The organism is Sorangium sp. So ce381 (assembly GCF_051473845.1).
In the GTDB taxonomy this organism is placed as follows: Bacteria; Myxococcota_A; Polyangia; order Polyangiales; family Polyangiaceae; genus Sorangium; species Sorangium atrum.
The window spans coordinates 7,686,722-7,708,493 of the sequence record NZ_CP150336.1; the positions used below are offsets into that span (position 1 = coordinate 7,686,722).

Annotated in this window: 17 protein-coding genes; 10 read left to right on the forward strand and 7 right to left on the reverse strand. The window is 71.4% G+C overall.

Annotation, left to right across the window (positions count from 1 at the left end; genetic code table 11):
• Nucleotides 1-185: 185 nt before the first annotated feature.
• A complete protein-coding gene (locus WMF29_RS28480; protein WP_437323285.1) occupies nucleotides 186-869 on the reverse strand; it encodes a TetR/AcrR family transcriptional regulator in 684 nt (227 codons plus the stop codon).
• A 197-nt stretch (nucleotides 870-1,066) separates the two neighbouring features.
• On the opposite strand from WMF29_RS28480, the gene WMF29_RS28485 reads away from it, so the two are divergent.
• Both WMF29_RS28485 and WMF29_RS28490 read left to right on the forward strand, forming a co-directional pair.
• Nucleotides 1,067-2,308: an HlyD family secretion protein gene (locus WMF29_RS28485; protein WP_437323286.1), complete on the forward strand. Its 1,242-nt coding sequence runs from the start codon at nucleotides 1,067-1,069 to the stop codon at nucleotides 2,306-2,308.
• Between the two features lie 15 nt (nucleotides 2,309-2,323).
• Nucleotides 2,324-3,907: a DHA2 family efflux MFS transporter permease subunit gene (locus WMF29_RS28490; RefSeq protein WP_437323287.1), complete on the forward strand. Its 1,584-nt coding sequence runs from the start codon at nucleotides 2,324-2,326 to the stop codon at nucleotides 3,905-3,907.
• A 36-nt stretch (nucleotides 3,908-3,943) separates the two neighbouring features.
• Here WMF29_RS28490 and WMF29_RS28495 read toward each other — a convergent pair whose 3' ends face one another.
• The 4 genes from WMF29_RS28495 to miaB form a co-directional block, all read right to left on the reverse strand.
• Complete coding sequence (locus WMF29_RS28495; RefSeq protein WP_437323288.1) at nucleotides 3,944-5,380, reverse strand: VanW family protein; 1,437 nt, start codon at nucleotides 5,378-5,380, stop codon at nucleotides 3,944-3,946.
• Nucleotides 5,381-5,614: 234 nt separating this feature from the next.
• Nucleotides 5,615-5,815: a sulfur carrier protein ThiS gene (thiS, locus tag WMF29_RS28500; RefSeq protein WP_272094203.1), complete on the reverse strand. Its 201-nt coding sequence runs from the start codon at nucleotides 5,813-5,815 to the stop codon at nucleotides 5,615-5,617.
• Complete coding sequence (locus WMF29_RS28505) at nucleotides 5,812-6,396, reverse strand: gamma carbonic anhydrase family protein (protein ID WP_437323289.1); 585 nt, start codon at nucleotides 6,394-6,396, stop codon at nucleotides 5,812-5,814. The genes thiS and WMF29_RS28505 overlap by 4 nt, the downstream gene beginning before the upstream one ends.
• Before the next feature lies 1 nt (nucleotide 6,397).
• A complete protein-coding gene (gene miaB, locus WMF29_RS28510; RefSeq protein ID WP_437323290.1) occupies nucleotides 6,398-7,912 on the reverse strand; it encodes a tRNA (N6-isopentenyl adenosine(37)-C2)-methylthiotransferase MiaB in 1,515 nt (504 codons plus the stop codon).
• Between the two features lie 337 nt (nucleotides 7,913-8,249).
• On the opposite strand from miaB, the gene WMF29_RS28515 reads away from it, so the two are divergent.
• The 3 genes from WMF29_RS28515 (at nucleotide 8,250) to WMF29_RS28525 (ending at nucleotide 12,006) form a co-directional block, all read left to right on the forward strand.
• On the forward strand, nucleotides 8,250-10,094 hold the full coding sequence (locus WMF29_RS28515) for an AMP-dependent synthetase/ligase (RefSeq protein WP_437323291.1): 1,845 nt from the start codon (nucleotides 8,250-8,252) through the stop codon (nucleotides 10,092-10,094).
• A 168-nt stretch (nucleotides 10,095-10,262) separates the two neighbouring features.
• Nucleotides 10,263-11,225, forward strand: a complete 963-nt coding sequence (gene pip, locus WMF29_RS28520; RefSeq protein WP_437323292.1) for a prolyl aminopeptidase — start codon at nucleotides 10,263-10,265, stop codon at nucleotides 11,223-11,225.
• Between the two features lie 283 nt (nucleotides 11,226-11,508).
• Entirely contained in the window at nucleotides 11,509-12,006 is a 498-nt protein-coding gene (locus WMF29_RS28525) for a host attachment protein (protein ID WP_437323293.1), read from the forward strand.
• Here the strand turns inward: WMF29_RS28525 and WMF29_RS28530 are convergent.
• Nucleotides 11,972-13,468 (reverse strand): OmpP1/FadL family transporter, encoded by a 1,497-nt coding sequence (locus WMF29_RS28530; protein ID WP_437323294.1) that lies wholly within the window; start codon nucleotides 13,466-13,468, stop codon nucleotides 11,972-11,974. The genes WMF29_RS28525 and WMF29_RS28530 overlap by 35 nt on opposite strands.
• 5 nt (nucleotides 13,469-13,473) lie before the next feature.
• Complete coding sequence (locus tag WMF29_RS28535) at nucleotides 13,474-17,340, reverse strand: hypothetical protein (protein WP_437323295.1); 3,867 nt, start codon at nucleotides 17,338-17,340, stop codon at nucleotides 13,474-13,476.
• Nucleotides 17,341-17,516: 176 nt separating this feature from the next.
• Between WMF29_RS28535 and glmU the strand changes: the two genes are divergently transcribed.
• From glmU to WMF29_RS28560, 5 genes are all read left to right on the forward strand, one after another.
• A complete protein-coding gene (glmU, locus tag WMF29_RS28540) occupies nucleotides 17,517-18,938 on the forward strand; it encodes a bifunctional UDP-N-acetylglucosamine diphosphorylase/glucosamine-1-phosphate N-acetyltransferase GlmU (protein ID WP_437323296.1) in 1,422 nt (473 codons plus the stop codon).
• 20 nt (nucleotides 18,939-18,958) lie between these two features.
• Nucleotides 18,959-19,747, forward strand: a complete 789-nt coding sequence (locus WMF29_RS28545; RefSeq protein ID WP_437323297.1) for an endonuclease/exonuclease/phosphatase family protein — start codon at nucleotides 18,959-18,961, stop codon at nucleotides 19,745-19,747.
• Complete coding sequence (locus WMF29_RS28550; RefSeq protein ID WP_437323298.1) at nucleotides 19,744-20,367, forward strand: hypothetical protein; 624 nt, start codon at nucleotides 19,744-19,746, stop codon at nucleotides 20,365-20,367. The genes WMF29_RS28545 and WMF29_RS28550 overlap by 4 nt, the downstream gene beginning before the upstream one ends.
• Before the next feature lie 822 nt (nucleotides 20,368-21,189).
• Entirely contained in the window at nucleotides 21,190-21,369 is a 180-nt protein-coding gene (locus WMF29_RS28555) for an FmdB family zinc ribbon protein (RefSeq protein WP_437323299.1), read from the forward strand.
• An 18-nt stretch (nucleotides 21,370-21,387) separates the two neighbouring features.
• Entirely contained in the window at nucleotides 21,388-21,771 is a 384-nt protein-coding gene (locus WMF29_RS28560) for an encapsulin-associated ferritin-like protein (protein ID WP_437323300.1), read from the forward strand.
• The last annotated feature ends 1 nt before the right edge of the window (nucleotide 21,772 follow it).

The following is a 21,772-nucleotide window of genomic DNA, read 5'->3' on the forward strand; positions in this document are numbered from 1 at the left end:
CGGCGATTTGCACCGACGTCATCCGCCGTCCAGCGGATTATTCCCGGAGAGCAGCGGAGACCACGCGATCATCCCTTGATGCTCTGATCTTCTGTTTTTCGAGGGCAGATTTCATCCCGGTTCATCGCCGAGGACAGGAAGGCTGCCAGAGGACATGATGGCTGCCGGACGGCCTCCTGTTGCGCCTATGGCGCTCCCGGCGCGGCGGGGCCGCGGCGGAGAGCGCCGCCGGCCTTCGCGCCGAGCACAACGACATCGACGATGGACTCCAGGGCGCCGGCGTCGACGGGCCCGCGCAGGCGGAACAGGCGGTTCGTCACGACGCCTCGGATCATCTCCACCAGGAGGTCGAGATCTGTGCCCGGCGGCAGCTCGCCGCGCGCGACGCCGCGCTCGAGCACCTCCCGCCACGGGGCGAGGCGCTCCTCGCGGAGCGCGCGGGCGAGCGCCTCGACCTCCGGCACGTGCAGCTCGGCCAGGAGCATGCGGTAGATGCCCTGCCCCTCGGGCGTCGAGGCCACGGCGACGAAGCGCCGCACGAGCTCGAGCAAGTCGAGCCGCAGCGCGCCGGTGTCCGGCGGCGCCTGGCTGCCATCGGAGAACGAGCGCAGCGTCGCCTTGACGAGCTCGGCCTTGGTCGGCCAGCGCCGGTAGATCGTCGTCTTGTTCACGCCCGCCCGCGCCGCGACGTCCTCCACCCGGAGCGCCGCGTAGCCCGCGCGCGCGATCTCCGCGGCGGCCGCGTGCATCACCGCCCGCACCACGCGCTCGCTGCGGCCCCCGTGCCGCGCGCCGTGCACACCGGTCCGACGGCGCCCCACCGCGGGGGCGGGCTCAGCCGAGGGCGGCTCTCTCAGGGTGGGCGACATGGCGCTCCGCATCTCGAGGGCGCTCCATGGAACCACGACCGCACAGGGCGGTGGGTGCGGGAGGCCTCGGTCCGACTATGGCAACAAACAGTTGTCTTTGGTAGCCCCCGTGGTACCACTATCGCAACGATAGGTTGCCTTAGAGTCGCGGCCGTTCGATGCGCCGCGGTCGGGGCGACGAGGAGCAAGCGGCGACCATGTCCACGACGACGAGCGCTCTCCCTCGAGAGCCGGGGGCGGCCCCGGAGGCGATCTCCGGGGCGGTCAAGGCCGGGAAGCCGAGCAAGGCGGCCGGCATCATGGCGGCGGTCGCCGCGCTCGCCGTCGCGGCGGGCGCGGGCTGGTACGTCGCCCACCGCGGGGTCGAGGCGACGGACGACGCGCAGATCGACGCGGAGGTGGTGTCGGTCCCCGCGCGCGCGGCGGGCGTGGTGGTGAAGGTCCTCTTCGCGGAAAATCAAGCGGTGAAGGCGGGCGACGTGCTCGCCGAGCTCGACGCCGAGCCTGCGCGCGCGCGGCTCGCGCAGGCGGAGGCGAGCCTCTCGGCGGCCAGGGCGAGCGCCGACGCGGCCGACGCCGACGAGCGCATCGCCGAGACCAACGCGCGCAGCAACAAGTCGGTGGCCGAGGCCTCGCTGCACGGCGCGGCGAGCAGCGCGACCGCGTCGAAGCAGCAGATCGCCGAGGGCGAGGCGCAGGTCGCCTCGACGACGGCGACCCTGGAGCAGGCCACGCTCGAGCGGGACCGCGCGAGCAAGCTCGTGGAGACCGGGGCGCTCGCGCAGGCCCAGCTCGACCAGCTGCAGGCGTCCGTCGACGTCGCCCGCGCGTCGCTCGAGCAGGCGAAGGCGCGCCTCGCGGCGCTCCGGGCGACGACCACGCAGGCGTGGAGCCGGGTCGAGGAGGCGAACGCGAAGGTCCAGCAGGCCAGCAACGTCGACGCGTTCATCGCGCAGGCGCGCGCCCGCGCCCGCGTGGCCCACGCCCAGGTGGAGACCGCGCAGGCCGCGCGGGACCTGGCCGCGCTCGAGCTCTCGTACACGCGCATCGTCGCGCCCCAGGACGGCACCGTGTCGAAGAAGACCCTCTCGGTCGGGCAGATGGTCTCGGCGGGCCAGGCCGTGGGCGTGCTGGTCCCGGCGCGGCAGGTCTGGGTGACCGGCAACTTCAAGGAGACGCAGCTCGCGCACATGCACGTCGGGCAGCCGGCGCGCGTGTCGATCGACGCCTACCCCGGCGTGACCGTGCACGGCGAGGTCGAGAGCTTCTCCGCCGCCACGGGCGCGCGCTTCAGCCTGCTGCCGCCGGACAACGCGACCGGCAACTTCACGAAGGTCGTCCAGCGGGTGCCGGTGCGGATCCACGTCCACGACGCGCCGCCCGACGTCGTGCTGCGCCCGGGGATGAGCGTCGAGCTGACGGTCGACACGAGCCAATAGGATGAGGAGGGAGCCATGGCAGAGGTGGCTATCGCGGCCCCGCCGGCGTACGCCGACGCGCCCGCCAACGCGAACAGGTGGCTCGTGGCCGTGGCGGTGGCCCTCGGCGCGCTCCTCGAGATCGTCGATACGAGCATCGTCAACGTGGCGCTCACCGAGATGCAGAACTCGCTCGGCGCCACGCTCACGCAGGTGAGCTGGGTCGTCTCGAGCTACGCCATCGCGAACGTCATCATCCTGCCGCTCACCGCGTGGCTCGGGCACCGCTTCGGCAAGAAGCGCTATTTCGTCTTCTCTCTCGTCGCCTTCACCGCGGCGTCGGTGCTCTGCGGCGTCGCTCACAGCCTCCCGATGCTCATCGTCGCCCGCGTGCTCCAGGGGCTCGGCGGCGGCGGCCTGCTCGCGAAGGCGCAGTCGATCCTGTTCGAGACGTTCCCGAAGCACGAGCAGGCGATGGCGCAGGGCTTCTTCTCCGCCATCGTCATCGCCGGCCCCACGATCGGGCCGACGCTCGGCGGCTACATCGTCACGAACATCGACTGGCGCTGGATCTTCTTCATCAACGTCCCGCTCGGCATCGCGGCCGTGCTCATGTGCCTGGCCTTCCTGCCGCCGGACGCCGCGGGCGAGCGGGAGCGCGGCGGCGTCGACTGGCTCGCGATCGCCCTGCTCGCGGCCGGCGTCGGCTCGCTGCAGACGGTGCTCGAGGAGGGGCACTCCGAGGCGTGGTTCGACTCGCCGTTCATCCTCGCGTTCTCCGCGGTGGCGGCCGTGAGCCTCGCCCTGTTCATCCACCGCGAGCTCACGTCGAAGAGCCCGATCGTCGACCTGCGCGTGCTCCGGTACCGCTCGCTCTGGGCGGGCAGCCTCCTCTCCGCCGTCATCGGCATGGGCCTCTACGGCGCGCTCTTCGCGGTGCCCATCTTCGCCCAGTCGATCCTCGGCTTCACGTCGCAGCAGACCGGCCTGCTCCTGCTCCCCGGCGCGCTGGCCTCCGCCCTCTCGATGCCGCTCGTGGCGCGGCTCCTGAACCGGTTCGACCCGCGCGTGCTCCTCGTGGTCGGGGGGCTCATCCTGCTCGCCGCGCTCTTCCAGCTCCAGACGCTGACCCCGATGACGGGCTCGGGCGACCTGTTCTGGCCGCTGATCATCCGGTCGTTCGGCACGACGCTGATGTTCCTGCCGCTGAGCATGGCCACGCTGGGGCCGCTCCCCAAGAAGGACATCGCGGCCGCGACCGGCCTCTACAGCCTGACGCGGCAGCTCGGGGGCAGCGTCGGGGTCGCCTTGCTCACCACCGTGCTCGCCGACCGGCAAGCGTTCCACCGGGCGGTCCTGGTGAGCGACATGGGGGCGAGCGACCCGAAGACCCTGGAGCGCGTCGCCGCGTACACCGCGGGCTTCGCCGCGAAGGGCTTCGATCTGGCCGACGCGCGCGACAAGGCGCTCCACGTCCTCGACGGGATCGTGAACATGCAGGCCGCCGTTATGTCGTTCAACGACACGTTCTGGGTCACGGCGGTGCTGGTCATCGCCACGCTCCCCCTGGTGCTCCTGCTGGGGAAGGGCCGGGGCGGCCCGGCGTCCGCGGGGCACTGAGCCGCTCGCCGAGGGGTCCGGCGCCCTCGACCGAGCTCACATCGAGTAGGCGCCGCCCTGGCCCGCAGCGGGGGCCTCGGCAGGGGCCTCCCCCTCGCGGAGCTCTTCCACCGCCTTCGCGTGCTCCGGGAGCGCCGGCAGCGCCTGCGGGTCGTAGTCGGGCGCGACCCAGAAGACCTCCGGCGCGGGCTTGTACTCGCTCGAATAGCTGCGCTCCGAGGCCCTGCCGTCCTTGTAACGGATCGAGACGAAGGACCTCACGTCGTATCCGCACGAGCCCTTCTGGTGGCGCTTCACCTTGCCCTCGGAGAGCTCGGACTTCACGTAGATGCGCCGGATGAAATCGTCGGTGTGCTCGGCCGAGACGTGGTGTTCGACCTCCGCCACGGGGTCTCCGCCCAGGATCTCGACGCGGAGCACCGTCGGCTCGGGGAGATACGCGTGGATCATGATCGGGAACGGGAGCGTGTTCCTGATCTTCAGGTCCGACTCCGGGTAGGTCACCATCGCGTCGAGCCCCATGGGGATGTAGGCGCTCGGGCGGGAGTGGCTCTGGCGATCCGGCGTGTCGAGCGCGCCGAAGAGCGACGCGGCGTAGAGCGTGCTCGAGACCTGACACGTCCCCCCGCCGTAACCGGGGACGGTCTCGTCCCCCAGGATCTCCGGGGCGATCGTGAACCCGTTCTTGGCCGTCCGGGGGCCGACGTGGGCGTTGAACGAGAAGGTATCGCCCGGGGCCAGGATGGTACCGTCGATCTTGGACGCGGCGTTCCTGATGTTGCGGGCGCGCCCCGCCTCCTTGCCGAGCTGCTTGAACTTCGTCTCGTAGGCCGCGACGACCCTCGTGACATCGACGCTCACCAGGTCGGCGACCTCGACCTGCGGCAAGATCTGCCGGACGGCGAGCTCGATGAGCTCCTCGTCGCCGTGCTCCCCGACCCGCAGCGCCGCGAGGGAGGCCTCGACGTCGAGCGCCCGGCCGGCCTGCTCCGGGATCTTGCGCCGGTTCGCGAGGTCGAGCCGCGCGTCCACGGGCGCCCGGTAGATCTGCGGGGCGAGCCGCTCGAGGAACGCCCGCGCCCGCTGCTCGTCGACGGCCCAGGCGAGCGGCACGTCGATCTCGCCGCGCCGCGCCTGCCGGGCCTCCCGGAGCCGCCGCGCCCAGGGCCCCTCGTGGCCGACGCGCAGCGCCGCCGCGAGCGTCTCGTCGACGTCGACCTCGACGCCCGCCTCGCCGAGCGTCGCGGTGAGCTCCACGTCGTCGTGGCGCAGCCGGACCACGCGCTCGCGAAGCGCGTCACGCCGCGCCGCGAGCCAGGCCGCCGGCGCGGCGCCGTCCGGCAGGAAGCGCTCGCCGACCGAGAGGCCGCGGACGACCGGAGAGGCCGGCAACGCGTGGCGCACCCCCACGGCGGCGCCCACGCCGGCCGACCCGCCGAGCGCCAAGACCAGAACGAGGGCCCTCGTATCCACGGCAGCTCGCCATGCTACCCGGATCGCGGACGATCTGGAAGATCGCCAGACCGTCGAGAAGGGAAAAAACCGCCATGGCGCCAAGGACGCCATGAGAAAGAGAAAAAAACGCAAAGGCGCGGAGGCGCAAAGACGCGAGGAGATTTTCTTCCCCTTTTCTCCCGTCTTTTTGCGCCTTCGCGGCTTTGCGTTTCTTCTCGTCCCTCCAGAAGCCGCGCCGCCAGCCGAACGGCCTCAGCCGCCGCCGACGAAATGGACGATCTCGATCACGTCCCCCTCGGCGATCTCGGCGGCCGTGTGCTCGGCGCGCGGCACCACCTCGCCGTTGCGCTCCACCGCCACCGGCCCCTCGGTCAGCCCGAGCAGCTCGACGAGCCTCCGCACCGTGAGCGCCGCCGGCACGTCGCGCGCTTCCCCGTTCACCGTGATGTTCATGGCTTCCTCACCTCTCGCATCACCAAGCGCGCCGCGACCTCCGGCGGCTCGACGGCCTCGCCGGCGAGCGCCGCCCGGAAGCGCCGCGCGTTCTCCACGTAACCCGCAGCGCCCAGCTTCCCGAGCTCGGCCTGGTCCGGTCGCACCTCGCCCACCACCCGGGCCGGGTTGCCGCGCACCATCGAGCGCGGCGGGATCACCCGCCCCGGCGGCACCACCGCGCCCGCCGCGATCACCGAGCATTCGCCGATCTCGACGTTGTCGAGCACGATGCTGCCCATCCCGATCAGGCACCCGTCCCCGACGAGGCAGCCGTGCAGGATCGCGCTGTGGCCGATCGTCACGTCGGCGCCGACGATCGTCTGCGAGACGCCGCCCGTCAGGTGCAGGCACGCGAGATCCTGCACGTTGGTCCGCGGGCCGACGCGGATCGCGCCGATGTCCCCGCGCAGCACCGCGCCGAACCACACGCTCGCCTCGTCGCCGAGCTCGACGTCGCCGATCACCGTCGCGTTCGGCGCGAGGAACACGTCGCGCCCGAGCCGCGGGGACACCCCGCCGAGGTCCAGGACGAGCGCCACGTCAGCCGCCCTCGGCCGCGACCACCGGCAGCGAACGTCGGGCGGGCCGCGCCTCCAGGCCGCCCCGCTGCCGCGGCCGGGCCGCGGCGCGCGCCGCCTCGGTGAGCTCGGCCTGCAGCGAGTGCTTGTTCGCCCGCGTGATCGAGACCTCGACGACCTCGCCGAGCAGATCGAGCTCCTCGGCGCCCTCGATGTGCGCGATCTCGTGGCGCCCCGTCCGGCCGGACCAGAGCGCGCCCCCGGGTCCGCGCTCACCAGTCGCGCCCCGCTCCTTGTCGCGCCCCTCGACGAGCACCTCCTGCGTCGTCCCCACGAGGGACGACAGGTGGGCGGCGAGCAGCGCCTCGCTCTCCTCGAACAGGCGCGCGAGCCGCTCGCCCTTCACGCCCTCGGGCACGTCGTCCGGCAGCTTCAGCGCGGGCGTGTGCGGCCGGCGCGAGTACTTGAAGCCGAACAGCCCCTTGAACCCCACCTCGCGCACGAGCGACAGCGTCGCCGCGAAGTCGTCCTCCGTCTCGCCCGGGAAGCCGACGATGATGTCGGTCGAGAGCGTCAGCCCCGGGACCGCCTCCACGAGCGCCCGCGTCCTCGCGACGTACTCGGCGCGCGTGTAGCGGCGGATCATCCGCCGGAGGACCCGATCGCTGCCCGACTGCACCGGCATGTGCACGTGGCGCGGCAGCGCCGGGAGCTCGGCGTGGGCGAGGACGAGCGACGGCGTGAGGTGCCGCGGGTGCGGGCTCGTGTAGCGCAGGCGCGCGAGGCCGGGGACGTCGGCCGCGACGCGCCGGAGCAGCGCCGCGAACTCGCTCTCGTCCGGGTCGTCCGCGCTCGCGCCCGGGGCCCGCGGCAGCGCGCCGAGCGGGTCGCTGTAGCTGTTCACCGTCTGGCCGAGCAGCGTGACCTCGCGCGTCCCCGCCGCCACGAGCGCCGCGATCTCGGCGACGATCTCGTCGCTCGGCCGGTACCGCTCCGGCCCGCGGGTGTAGGGGACGATGCAGAACGAGCAGCGCTCGTCGCAGCCCTTCATGACGGTCACGAACGCCGTCGGCGCGGCGCGCGGCGAGGAGGAGGACGCGGGCGACGGCGGCGACGGCGGCGATGCGACGAGGAACCGGGGCGCGTCGAGGTCGAACACCGTGCGCGCGATCGGCAGCCCGCCGATCGCGAGGTCGCCGAGCAGGCCGGGCAGCTCCGGGATGTTGTCGGGCCCCACCACGACGTCGATCGCGCGCATCTGCTTGAGGAGGCGCTCCCCCTCCTGCTGCGCCACGCAGCCCGCCACGACGAGCACCCGGTCCGCGCGCTCCCGCTTCCAGCGCGCGAGCCGACCCACCTCGCTCCGCAGCTTCTGCTCGGCCTTCTCGCGCACGCTGCACGTGTTGAGCACGAGCACGTCCGCCTCGTCGGCGCTGCCGGCCTCCGTGTAGCCGGCGCAGCGGAGCACGTCGTGCATCCGCTCGGAGTCGTGCACGTTCATCTGGCAGCCGAACGTCGTGATCGAATACCGGGGCATCGAAGCGATGCACGCTCTAACAGAAGGGGCCCGAGGCCGCCACCTCGCGCGCCGGGAGCCGCGCCGCAGGCGCCGCGCGCCGCTCCCCTCGCCCTCTCCATCCGCCGCACCCGCCCCACGGTCGCCCTCCGTCTCCAGCCTCCGCGCAGCCCCCCCTCCGTCTCCAGCAGCCCCGCGGCCGCCCTCCGTCTCCAGCGCCGCGCGAGCGCTCCCCCCCATCGTCAACCCCGCGCGAGGCAGCCTCAGCGGCGGCGCGACGACAGCCGGCGTCGCGCGCCGCCAAAAGGACACGGACGCGGCGCAGTACCATGTTAACAATCAGCTCGGGAGGAGACCGATGGCGAAACTGGAGAATCTGGTAGACCTGCTCGATCGCGCGCTGAAGCGTCATGGCCACCGGCCGCTGTTCGGCACGAAGACCGATGGCCGCTGGGACTGGATCACATACGCGGAGTTCGGGCAGCTCGTCGCCAGGTTCCGCGGTGGGCTGGCGTCGCTCGGCGTCCAGCGGGGAGAACGGGTGGCCCTCATCTCCAACAACCGCGTCGAGTGGGCGGTCTCGGCTTACGCCTGCTTCAGCATGGGAGTCGCCGTCGTGCCGATGTACGAGGCGCAGCTCCCGAGCGAGTGGGCGTTCATCATCAACGATTGCGAGGCCGTGGCCGCGATCGTCGCCACGCCGCAGATCTACGGGAAATGCAAGGACCTCCCCGAGAAGGCGCCCTCGCTGAAGCACGTTGTCTGTCTGTTCGACCCCGAGGGGGCGAGAGACGGCGTTCCCGGGGCGAAGACCAGCTCGTACAAGGAGCTCCTCGCCGCGGGCGAGGGGAGCCCGGCCCCGGCCATCCAGCCGACATCGAAGGACACGGCGTGCCTCATCTACACGTCGGGCACGACCGGCAACCCCAAGGGGGTGATCCTGTCGCACGGCAACATCGCCTCCAACGTCTGCGCGGTGCTGGATCTCATCCCCTTCGGCGGCGACGATCGCAGCCTTTCGTTCCTCCCGTGGGCCCACTCGTTCGGCCACACCGGCGAGCTCCACGTGATGATCACGGTGGGCGCGTCGATGGCGCTCAGCGAGTCGGTCGACAAGATCGTCGCGAACCTCGCCGAGGTGCACCCCTCCGTGCTGATGAGCGTCCCGCGGATCTTCAACCGCATCTACGAGGGCGTGCAGAAGCAGATGGCCGAGAAGCCCGCCGTCATCCAGGCCCTGTTCCGCGCCGGGCTGCGCGCCGCGACGAAGAAGCAGAAGGGCGAGCCCCTCGGCCTCGTCGAGCGGCTCGCGCTCGCCGTGGCGGACCGCGTCATCTTCTCGAAGATACGTGCCAAGTTCGGCGGCAAGCTGAAGTACGCCATCAGCGGCGGGGCGGCGCTCGCCTATCAGGTGGCCGAGTTCGTCGACGCGCTCGGCATCACCGTCTTCGAGGGCTACGGCCTCACGGAGACATCGCCCGTCGCCGCCGTGAACTACCCGGGAGCCCGCCGCCTCGGCAGCGTGGGCAAGCCGATCCCGGGCGTGAAGGTCGTCATCGACAGGTCGGAGACGCACGACCCGAAGCAGGGAGAGATCGTGGTCTACGGCCCGAACGTCATGGTGGGCTATTACAAGCGCGACGAGGAGAACAAGGCCGTCTTCACGGAGGACGGCGGCTTCCGCACAGGCGATCTGGGCTACCTCGACGACGACGGCTATCTCTTCGTCACGGGCCGCATCAAGGAGCAGTACAAGCTGGAGAACGGCAAGTACGTCGCGCCGGCCCCGCTCGAGGAGAAGCTCAAGCTGTCTCCGCTGATCAACGGAGCGATGATCTACGGCGACAACCGCCCCTTCAACGTGGCGCTGATCGTGCCCGAGATGACGGCGCTCACGGAATGGGCGCGGGCCGAGGGGCTCTCGTTCGAGTCGACGGACGCGATGCTGAAGCACCCGCGGGTGGTCGCGCACGTCCGGGCGGAGGTCGACAGGTACGCGTCCGATTTCAAGTCCTTCGAGAAGATCAAGCAGATCGCCCTCGCGGCCGAGGATTTCACCGCGGAGAACGGGATGCTCACGCCGACCCTGAAGCTGAAGCGGCGCGTGGCCCTCCAGAAGTACGGGCCCGTGATCGAGGCGCTCTACGCCGGCGCGGGCGGCGCGGAGAAGACCGCGCCGCGCGCGGCCGCGCAGCCCAGCTGAGCCTCCCGCGCCCCCCCCCGACCTGCCGTCCCTCGCCGCTCCCCCGCCGCGACCTGCCGTCCCCCGTCCACGCCCTCTCCCCTCCCGGCGCGCCTTCGCGTACGCTGGACGCGCAGGGGACGCGCCGGCGCGCGCGACGCGCGACGTCGGCCGACGAACGGGAGCGGCATGACGACGACAGGCACCCAGAGGCGAACGCTGTATCCCGAGATCGAGCCGTACCGCGCCGGGAGGCTGCGCGTCTCCGATCTTCACGAGATCTATTTCGAGGAGTCGGGCAATCCGCGCGGCAAACCGGTGGTCTTCGTGCACGGCGGCCCCGGGGGCGGCACGGAGCCGAAGCAGCGGCGCTTCTTCGACCCGGCCGCCTACCGGATCGTGCTCTTCGACCAGCGGGGCTGCGGCAGGAGCACGCCGTACGCGAGCCTGGAGGAGAACACCACCTGGCACCTCGTCGAGGACATGGAGAAGCTCCGCGAGCACCTCGGGATCGAGCGCTGGCAGGTGTTCGGCGGCTCGTGGGGGAGCACGCTGTCGCTGGCCTACGCCGAGCGGCACCCGGAGCGGGTGACGGAGCTCGTGCTGCGCGGCATCTTCCTCCTGCGGAAGCAGGAGCTCGACTGGTTCTATCAGCGGGGCGCGAGCGCCATCTTCCCCGACGCGTGGGAGGAGTACCTCGCGTTCATCCCCGAGGCCGAGCGGGACGACCTGCTCACGGCGTACCACCGGCGCCTCACGAGCCCGGACCCCGGGTTGCAGCAGCGGGCGGCGCGCGCGTGGAGCGTCTGGGAGGGGCGGACGAGCTGCCTGTTCACGAACCATGAGCTCGTCGCGAAGACGTCAGGTGATGATTTCGCCCTCGCGTTCGCCCGGATCGAGTGCCACTATTTCATGAACAAGGGGTTCTTCACGGCGGAGACGCAGCTGCTCGACGACGTGCACCGGATCCGCCATATCCCGACCGTCATCGTGCAGGGCCGCTACGATGTCGTCTGTCCGCCGGAGAGCGCGTGGGCGCTCCACCGCGCTTTCCCCGAGTCCGATCTGCGCATCGTGGCGGACGCAGGGCACTCGGCGATGGAGCCGGGCATCCTTCACGAGCTGGTCGAGGCGACCGACCGGTTCCGTTGACCGGCGGTCAGCGACCTCGGCCGCGGCGGCGCGGCCGAGGTCGCTGGACACGCGCGGTACACCAAACTCCGTATTTCGCGGTCAACCACCTCCTGAGCGCCGCTCTCCCCCTCTCGCTCTCCACGAATTCAGGCCGAGTGCAGGTTGTCGAGTCTGCTGGAGCCTTCCTCTCGGGGTGCGATCCGGCCGAATTGCGCCGGACTCGGCCCTCCGGCCGCTTGCGCCGCGTGGGGTCGGTCTTTAACGTAAACCAAGGGAAGGGTTGATTCCCCCGTGGAGGCTTATGGCGAAAAAGGCAGCACGGAAGACATGGATCCTGGTCTCCGACGCAAGCCGTGCCCAGCTCTATCGTGAAGAGCCTGCGGGCAAGGGCTTCACCCTGCTCGAGTCGTACAACCATGACGAGAGCCGGGCGCGCGTGCGGGATCTGATGGCCGACGCGCACGGCCGCAAGCCGAACGGCACCTCCGGCGGGAACGGCACCGTCGGCGGCGGGGAGGGCCAGTACCTCGGCCGCCCCGGCGCGGCCCCCGACACCGATCCCAAGGAGGTCGAGAAGCAGAAGTTCGCCCAGCAGCTCGCGGCGGTGCTGGAGAAGGGGTTGAACGAGCACGCTTACGAGACGCTGGTGCTCATCGCGCCGCCGCACTTCCTGGGCCTGCTCCGCGGCACGGTGAGCAAGCAGGTCAGTAACCACATCGAGACGAGCGTGGACAAGGACCTGAGCTGGCTGGACGGCCCCCGGCTCACCGAGCGGCTGCGCGAGCTGCGGGCCGGGTAACACCGCTTCCAGCTGCCTCGAACGTGTAGGCGACGCCGAGCCCGACGACGTTCGCACGGGCGCTGTAGGCGCCGCCATTGATGGTGTTCGGGTCCTCCGGCGGATTGGCCCGCACCGGGCTCACCTGCGGGAGCCGCGCTTGCCTCGGATCGACCCTCACGTCCGCGGCGAAGACGTGCGCGTAGCTCGCGTCGAGGCGCCACCGGCCGAGGTGGACGCCGAGGCCGGCCGCCGTCGTCAGCTTGGTCGCGTCGATGGTGAGGACCGACAGGTACTCGGGCGGGACGGCGCTCTGCTCGAGGCTCACGCCGGCGCGCAGATCCCACCGCGCGCCCGCGAGATCGAAGGAATACTCGCCCCCGAGCCTCGCCGAGAGCGAATTCTCGAATCGCCGCGGGAACGAGACGGCTGGCACGCGGAACGCCTCCGGGAAGCCGACGACGTTCCGGAGCACCACGCCGTCGGGCTCGACGAGGATGTCGTCGTGCATGCTCCAGCCCTCGACGCCGAGCCCGAGCTCCACGCGCAGATCGTCCACGACCCGCGCCTCCACGCCGGCGCGGAGGACCCACGGCAGATCGAACGCGACGTCGGCGTCCTCGCCCTCCTGGACGGCGCGCTCGAAGACGGGCGCCGCGGGGAGCCGCGCCCTGAATTTGGCCGGCGCGCGCACCCAGATGGGAAGCTGGAAGGCCAGGCCGACACGCCAGCGCGGCGTCGGGACGAAGAGCGCCCCGAGCTGGCCCGTGGGCGCCACGATGGGCGCGACGCTGAGCTCGGAATGGATGTCCCACTCCGGATCTTCGGGCGCGCAGAACATCCGCTCCGGGAGGCACCCGGAGACCACCATCCGGCTGTTGAACGTGCCGACCAGCGCGCCGAGCCCGGCGCCGAAGCGCCACTCGGGCGACGGCGCGTACGCCGCTCCGACCCCCAGGAGCGCGAGCGCGGAGCCCTCGAGCGTGAGCAGCGCATAGCGCTGGGGCGCCGGCATGCCATTCACCTGCTCCGGATAGCTGGAGAGGGCCGCGTACGGCGCCCACATCCCGCCCCAGACGACCCATCGCGGATCGACCTTGAACGACGCTGCCAGCGTGGGGATCGGCAGCACCGGCGCGCTGCCGGTCACCGGGTCCATCGTCTGCACGAAGCTCGCGCCCGTCGGCTCGCCGGTGTTCGGATCGACCTGCCGTACGATCGCCTGGCGCGTGTGCCGGCTGCGCCACTCGAAGAGCCCGACGTCGAACAGCACCTGGGTGCCGGCCTCGTAGACGCCCGCGGGGTTGTAGGCGATCGCCCCGAGATCGTCGCCTCCGGCGATGTACGCCCCGCCGCGGGACGACGGGCGGACGCCGCGGTCGGTGAAGTACAGCCCGGCGGCGACGGCGTCGCCCGCGGGCAGGAGGAGCGCCCCCGCGGCGGACGCCACGGAGAGCACGGCGCGGATCGTGGGCTTTTGCACGTGGATCACTCGTGCGGCCGGTTCTTGACGATGGCGTAGATCTGCTCGAGCCCGCGGGTCTCGTCCGTCAGGAAGTCCCTGGCCGAGACAAGGAGCTGCCGGTAGTCCTCCGCCGTCAGCGGCGCGCCGCTCCCGGCCTCGATGCGGTTCACGTCCGCGAACGCGTCGAGGAACACGTCGAGCGGCGCTCGGCCGTCCGCCATCGGCGTCACGAGCGCCGGGAGCACGTGATCCATCGCGTGATACCTGTCGTAGCGATCGTCGTTGAGCGCCTTCAGCGCGTTGAGCCCCGCGTCGGCCGCGCCTGGTCCGCCGGCGCCCCCCGCCGGGGTCAGCGCGGTCGACGCGGCCTTCAGGATGCGGCGCAAGGCGTCGTCGTCGGCGAGGAGCTGGAGGCCGTCGGCGAGCGTCGTCGAGAGCGCCTGGAACGGGGCGCCGGCTGCGTCCGCGTCGAGCAGGTAGGTGAGGAACCGCTCGATCTCCCGCCGCGCCGGCTCGTGGGCGCGGACTGCCTCCATCACGTCGACGGCGGCGGCGAACAGCGGGTGGCTCAGGAGGTCGCTCACCGTCGCGCCGAGCTCCTTCTGCGCCCAGGCGCACCGCCCCGTCGTCTCGCGATCGGGGCAGTGGGCGTTCAGCTGCTCGCGGAGGACGCGCAGGACGAGGGCGCCCATCCTCGGGAGCGCGCGGTTCTTGAACCGGGCCTCGGGCCCCGACCCCTCGACCGCGAGCAGCGCATCGACGAGCTCGTCCACGCCGCGCTTCCACTGGCCCTCTCGCTCGGCGGCGTCGGGCGCATTGCGCTGCGCGAAGCGCGCGTCGATGCCGTTCAGAGCGCCGGCGAGGAGGGTGAACACGGTGAGCTGGTCCTGGACCCGGCCATCCGCCCACGTGGCTTTCTTCTTCCCCCAGCGGTCGACCATGCCCACGCCGGCCGCGTAGCGGGTGCTGAAGAGGGTGCGCGCGAGCTTCTCGAGGACCTGCGCCTTCGTCAGCGGCCGATCTGCCGCGGGGCCGCGCCGCACGGTCACGGACGTGTCGCGCGCCATCCGGGCGAACGCCACCGACGATGCGAGGACGTCCTTGGCCCGGAGCGCGTCGGCGATGAGCGGCTCGTAGGAGTTGGCCCCTGCCTCCGAGCAGTACGCGGTGTTGGTCTTGGGCGAGCCGGCCTTGATGCACTCCGGCCCGTGCTGCTTGCCCGGCCAGTGATGGTACGCCGTGCTGAAGAGATCGATCAGGATGTCCTCCCCCGTGGAATCCGGGGCGACCTCGGCGAACGCCGCCACGATGGGGCTCAGGTACTCGCCGAGCCCGAGCTGCTCCAGCAAGAAGGCCGTCCCCGGGTGGCGCACCCGGATCAGGCCCTCGGGGGAGCTGCACTCGTTCACGCCCAGCGCGTTCCTCGGGCAATGGATCGTGCCGGCCGGCTCGAGCGTCCCGGAGATGAACAGGTTCGTCGTCAGGTTCCCGCCCGTTCCCGACAGGGCCCGGAAGGGATCCAGATCCTGCAGCGCCGGGAACCTGTCCGAGTCGGCTCCGAAATAGATGAGGCGGTTCAGCGCCGCCGGGGTGGGATGGCTCGTCAAGCCGTCGATGCCGCTCGATGACTGGAGCACCGAGTCCGTCACGGCGAGCGCGAGGACCGTCGGCTTGACCTCGAGCACCGCCTTCTTGTCGTGCCCCTCCGGGAGGAGCGAGTCGAGGTAGAAGGCCGCCAGGTTGTCGATCTGGAACAGCTCGCACGCGGCGTACTCGACGAAGGGCACAGTGACCTCGAAGACGCTGACCACCGCGCCCTCCTTGTTGCACTGCCTGACGCCGGCGGTGTCGTGCATGAGCTGCATCAGCCGCTCCATGCCCGAGCGGTTGTCGCCGATCTTCGGCTTCGTCTGATCCACCGGCGTCCGCGGCGCGGCGATCGTCGGCGCCCCGACCGTGAGGTTGATCGCCGGGCCGTTCAGCTGCGCCGGGTTGTACGCGTACCGGTCGCGGGTCGTGAGCATCGCCGCGATCGCGTCGCCCGCGTGCCGCGCGCCGCCGCGCGAGGCGAGCAGCGCGTCGCTCCCGAGCGCCTCGATCAAGCGCGCCACGAGCCCCGGCTGCTCGACCGCCCTGCCGAGCACCGCCGAGAGCTCGTCCCAGAGCGGCGCCTTCTCGTCGATCCGCGCGGGCGCCTCCTTGCCCTGGGCGGCCAGCCGGTCGTGCTCGCGGGCGACATCCCGGATGCGCAGCGCCGCGGCGGTCATGCGCGCGAGCTCCGCCTCGCGGTTCTCGAGCAGATCGATGAGCGTGAGCAGGAGGACGTCCGAGTCCCTGTCGGCGAGCACCTGGCCGATCGCGTGCGCGAGGTCGGCGAGCGGCGAGCCCTCGCCGCGGAAGCGGCGGTACGACAGGCAGCCGTCGCACCGCTCGCCCGCGGGTACGATCCTGCCGCGGCGGGCGTCGTAGCGGGCCTCCTCGCGGTCGCCGAAGAGCAGGTACGCGCCGGAGAGCGCGTACATGAGCCCTTCGTGCTCGGTCTTCCACGGCTCCGGATCGCCTTTGCCCGCGTACCGGGTCCCGTCGACGAGCGGCACGATCGACCGCAGCGCCGCGCCGAGGACGGTGCGGGAGGTGTCGACGTAGGCGTAGAGCTCCGGCGAGAGGCCCCCGAACGGGTCCCGCGGCGGCTCGGTGACGCCGGGGATGGCGAACGGCGGTTCGATCGCGAGCGGCGCGCCGCTCCGGTCCACGAACCTGCCGGACGCGTCGATGTCGGCGAGGCCGTCGCGGTCGGCGTCGGCGAACGGCGCGGGGACCCCCTCGCCCTGGGGGAGGACCCACCCGCGACCATCGCGGCGGGCGATGAAGATCGACGGCGGCGCGGCGAGCCCGGGGTGCTCCGCGAGCAGCGCCGCCTGGGCGAGCTCCAGGGTCGTGCGCGGGCGGCTCGGCTGCGCGGTGGCGGCGTCGACCCCGAGCGGCGCCCGCTCCGGCAGCGACAGCGTGGCCAGCTCCTGCTCGCCTGCCGCGAGCAGCGCCTGGAGCGCGGGCGCCCCCGGGCCGCCGGGGCCGAGCACGTCGAGCGCCGCCACGGTCATCGGGCGCAGCCCGGGGTACGCGAGCGCCGCGCCCGCCATGCCGAGCCCCACCTCCGCCGAGCGATAGCCCTGGCGCCCCCAGATGCTGGCGAGGGCGCAGACCGGCGCTCCCTGCCCCTCTGCCCTGTCGCAGGCGATCGGCGCCCGCTCCCGCTGCCTCTTCTGGTCGCCCTCGTCCAGCCTCGCGTTCTCCTCGCCGCCGTGGATGAGCGCGTCGAGGAGCCGGGCGATCCCCCGGGTCGACTCGGGCAGGACCGCCGGCCCCGCCGCGTCGAACGGGTTCGTCTCGTAGAGCGGCGCGAGGGTCTGCGAGAGGCTCAGGACGGCATCGTGCAGCCGGATCTTGCCGCCCCCCTCGCCGGGCGCGACGTTGTCGATCTCGATGTCCGGCACCGCGGCGTTGACGGCGTCCACGAGGGCGTTGCGCCACCGCGCCATGGCCTCCACCTTGGCCACGCCCAGCCTGCGCGCCTGCGCCGCCCGCTCGCTGGAGACCGGCGGGAGCACCGAGACGTCGACCTCGTCCTCGTACCGGCCCTCGCGGTCGTAGTGGCAGACGCGCTGGTACGAGGCGCCCGTGTGGTCCTCGTGGAGGCTCGACGCGCCCACCCGGTCGCAGAGCATGCCGAAGACGTCGTCGCCCAGCCCGCCGCCCTCCTTCACCTTGGGAGGCGCCTTCCGCGTCGTGTCGAGCGGCTCGTGACACGAAGCGATCACCCCGCCGGCCGCGATGAGCGCGACGAGCCGGAATGCGACACCGACCGAGGAACCCAGCGCGCGCCTGCGCATGACGACAACCTCCCCCAGTTGCCTCCAGGGTAGACGATTCCACTCCAGGTGCGTAGGGGCTTGGCGCCCCAGCGGGGGTGAGGTGGGCGACGCCGGAGCGCGCCTTCTCCAGTTCTCCAGCGTCACTGCGCTGCGACGGGGACGGCGGCGGGCTCGTGGGTATAGGCTGCGGAGCGATGGCGACCCAACCCACCCCGCTCACCGCTGTCGTTCTCGCTGCTGGACAAGGGACTCGGATGAAGAGCGCCCGGCCGAAGGTGCTCCACGAGCTCTGCGGCCGGCCGATGCTCCATTACGTCGTCGACGCGGCGCTGGCCGCCGGCGCCTCCGACGTCGTGGTCGTCGTCGGCCACGGCCGCGACGAGGTCTCCGCGGCCCTGGACAAGGCGTTCGGTGCCCAGGGGAAGAAGGTCCGCACCGCGCTCCAGCCCCAGCAGCGCGGCACGGGCGACGCGGTGCGCTGCGCCATGCCGCACATCGACGCGACCTCCGAGGCGATCCTGATCCTGTGCGGCGACACGCCGCTGCTCGATCCGGAGCAGCTCACGCAGCTCCGCGGGGCGCTCGACCGCGCGGGCGGCGCGCCGATGGCGATGCTCACCGCGGAGGTCTCCGATCCGACGGGGTACGGCAGGATCCTCCGCGACGCCTCGGGCCGTGTGATCGGCATCCGCGAGCACAAGGACGCGACGCCCGAGGAGCGCGCGATCACCGAGGTGAACCCCGGCGTCTACCTCGCCCGCAGCGGTTTCCTCGAGCGCGCGCTGGCCGGGCTGACGACGGACAACGCGCAGGGTGAGCTCTACCTGACCGACATCGTCGCGCAGGCGGCGAAGGCCGGCGGCGCCGCGGCGGTCGTGGCCAGGGACGTGGGCTCGCTCGTGGGCATCAACGACCGCGCGCAGCTCGCCGCCGCCGAGGAGGTGCTCCACGGCCGCATCGCCGACCGGCTGCGCAAGAGCGGCGTCACGATCCGCACGAGCGCCCGCATCGACGCGGGCGTGGCCGTCGAGCCGGACGCCGTGATCGAGCACGCCGTCGTCCTGCGGGGCCGGACGCGGGTCGGCGCGGGGGCGCGGATCGACGTGGGCTCGGTGCTCACGGACGTGGTCGTCGAGGCGGGCGCCTCCGTGAAGCCGTACACGGTCGCCTCGCAGGCGTCGATCGGCGCCGGCGCGCAGATCGGGCCGTTCTCGCACCTCCGGCCGGAGAGCCAGATCGAGGCCGACGCGCACATCGGCAACTTCGTCGAGACCAAGAAGACCGTGGTCCGGAAGGGCGCGAAGGCGAACCACCTCGCCTACCTCGGCGACGGCGACATCGGCGAGGGCGCGAACGTCGGCGCCGGGACGATCTTCTGCAACTACGACGGCTTCCGGAAGCACCGGACCGAGATCGGCGCCGGCGCCTTCATCGGCAGCGACTCGCAGATCGTCGCTCCGGTGAAGATCGGCGCGGGCGCCTACGTGGCGACGGGCACGACCGTGACCCGCGACGTGCCGGACGAGGCGCTGGCGATCGGCCGAGTGAAGCAGGAGAACAAGGAGGGCTACGCGACGCGGCTCAAGGCGCGGCTGAAGGACGCGGCGAAGAAGTAGGAAGTAGAACGAGCAGCAGCGTGCCGACGATCCAGCTCCTCACGTGGAACCTCTGCAAGCGCGACGCGCCGCTGTCCGTCCTCGTGCGGCACATCGCGTCGCTGTCGTGCAGGCAGGAAGCCTTCATCGCCGCCGTGCAGGAGTGCTTCGATGACTCCGACACCGTGGTCAGGCGGGTGCGGGACCTCGGGGGCGCTGCCGTGTATGCGACGGGAAACGGGACGATGAGCGTCTTCTGCTCGGCGCCGCTGGAGGCCAACGCGAGCCGGGACGACGTCATCGATACCATCGGCGGGCGTCTGATCCTCACCCGAACGATCCTGGCCGGCCAGCGGCTCGCCATCGTGAACTACCACGGCATGCCCGATGGCCTCGACGGTTCGCCGCATCACACCGAGCGCGGCGGGATTGCCTCGGAGGCCCGGTGGCGCATTGACGAGCACGCCAAGGGTGATCCCGTGGTTGTGCTCGGCGACTTCAACGCCGCGCCGACATCGCCGGAGGTCGTGAGCCGCTACTGCTTCTCCCTCGCGCCGGAGCCTGCCCCGAGCAGCGGCTATTCCCACAACCGCGCCCGGAGCACCCTGCGGATCGCGCCTCTTGATGTCACGCCGAGCTCGGGCACCTATCTTTTCACGTCGACGTCGCAAGGAACGAGCTGGCGTGTCCTCGATTTTCTGGCGGCCGGGCCAGGTCTTGCGGTCCGGACGCGCGTCCTCGACATCCTCGACGGCGAGCCGCTGACGAACGGGCGAAAGCCCACGCTGAGTGATCACCTCCCGGTCGCTGGTACACTGGATCTCCCATGAACCGCTTCGATCGTTTTCAGCAACTCATCGACGAACCGGAGCCCCCGCCCAATCCCCATCCGGCCGCCGAGATCGTGCATCCGCTCGTGGATTTCGCCGCGGCGCTGGAGGCGAGGGCTAGGGTCGGCGCGCGCGTGCAGTCGTCCGAGGATGGACGGCGGCACCATCTGGCGCTCTGGCCTCTCCATCGCCCGGCTTTCCGACACATCATGGTGACCGTCCACGTGGCGAACGGGCGCGGCGCGGTGAGCGGGGAGCCGATGTTTTGGTTCACGAACGCCGACGAGCTCACCGGGTGGCTCGAGCACTTCATGCAGGGGCCGGCGTTCAAGGCGACCCTTTCGCAGCTTCGCTTCGCAGCGACGGAGCCGGTGGACGCGCGGCTCGAACGGGCGAACGGGATGGCCACGCTGGCGGTCGTCACGCCTGAACAGCAGGAAGCGCTCGATCGACTCCAGGTCGGCGAAGAGCTCAGCCTCGCTCTCCCGCTCCATGACCAGGAACCGCTGCCCGATCTCGCTGCGCTCCGTGTGCTGAACACCGCGGGCCTGAAGTTCGCGATCCGCGACCCGAGCCTCATGGGCCGCACGGTCCAGCTGCGCGCCGTTCGTTTGCCCTAGCTCCGTTCGCCTGCGAGGGGCTGGAACGCGAGCGCACCTCGCTCGTCCCACGCCAACTGACGCACCGTGCACTAATTTGAGCCGAGCACGTGCGCCACGTTTCATCCATCGCGTGCCCTGAGCGCAGCACAACCCGAGGGGCAGCTCAGCTGCCCGGTCCAGACCGTTGCCGGTTTCCGAGGGCAGCTCAGCTGCCCCGTCCCAACCGTTTCCGGTTCCGAGGGGCAGCTCAGCTGCCCCGTCCCAACCGTTTTCGGTTCCGAGGGGCAGCTCAGCTGCCAGGCCGTCACCGTTTCCGGTTTCCGAGGGCAGCTCAGCTGCCAGGCCGTCACCGTTTCCGGTTTCCGAGGGGCAGCTCAGCTGCCAGGCCGTCACCGTTTCCGGTTTCCGAGGGGCAGCTCAGCTGCCAGGCCGTCACCGTTTCCGGTTTCCGAGGGGCAGCTCAGCTGCCAGGCCGTCACCGTTTCCGGTTTCCGAGGGGCAGCTCAGCTGCCAGGCCGTCACCGTTTCCGGTTTCCGAGGGCGGCGCCGTGCTGTTCACGCACGGTGGGCGGCCGTAGCCAGGCGACCGGCCGACCCGTCGAGATCACACCTTCCAGCGCCGGGAGGCGCGTGTCGAGCGCATCGGCGCTCCCGCCCGAGCCTCCGGCCGCGGCGTCAGCTCGGCCTCCGACAACGACCGCGCAGCGTCATTTGCGCGCGACGCCGACGACACTCGTGCTCGTCCGGCTGCAACCCGGGTCGGCTCGAATCCTGGGAGGGCACGGATCTCGCTTGTGCCCGTACATGTGATTCAGTTCACATTTGCAAGACAGGAGCTCCATGCCGACGTACGAGTTCAAGTGCAACGACTGCGGCGCCGAGTTCGAGGTGGTCGCGTCGCTCTCCGAGTTCGAGCGCCAGAAGCGGGAGCACACGGTCCAGTGCACGGCCTGCGGCCGCTCGAACGTCGAGCCGGAGATCGTGTCGTTCCAGGTGCAAACGGCGCGAAAGAGCGCCTAGGCAGAAGGACGAAGCGGCGTGTCGAGCGAGAACTACCACGAGCTGCCGGAGCTCCTGTCGGAGGCGACCAAGGAACGGCACCGCGCGATCGTCTCGTTGATCGAGGAGCTCGAGGCGATCGACTGGTACCAGCAGCGCGCCGAGGCGTGCTCGGACGCGGAGCTCCGTGCCGTGCTGCTCCACCACCTCGAGGAGGAGGTGGAGCACGCGATGATGAACCTCGAGTGGCTCCGGCGGAATGATCGCGTCTTCCAGGAGAAGATCGACATCTATCTCAACAGCCAGGGGCCGATCACCGAGGTGGAAGCGGCCGAGGAGGCGGCGAAGCTCGGCGCCACGGCCAAGGCCGGCGCCATGGCGCCGAGCGGCGCGCTCGGCATCGGGAGCCTGAAGGGGGCATGAT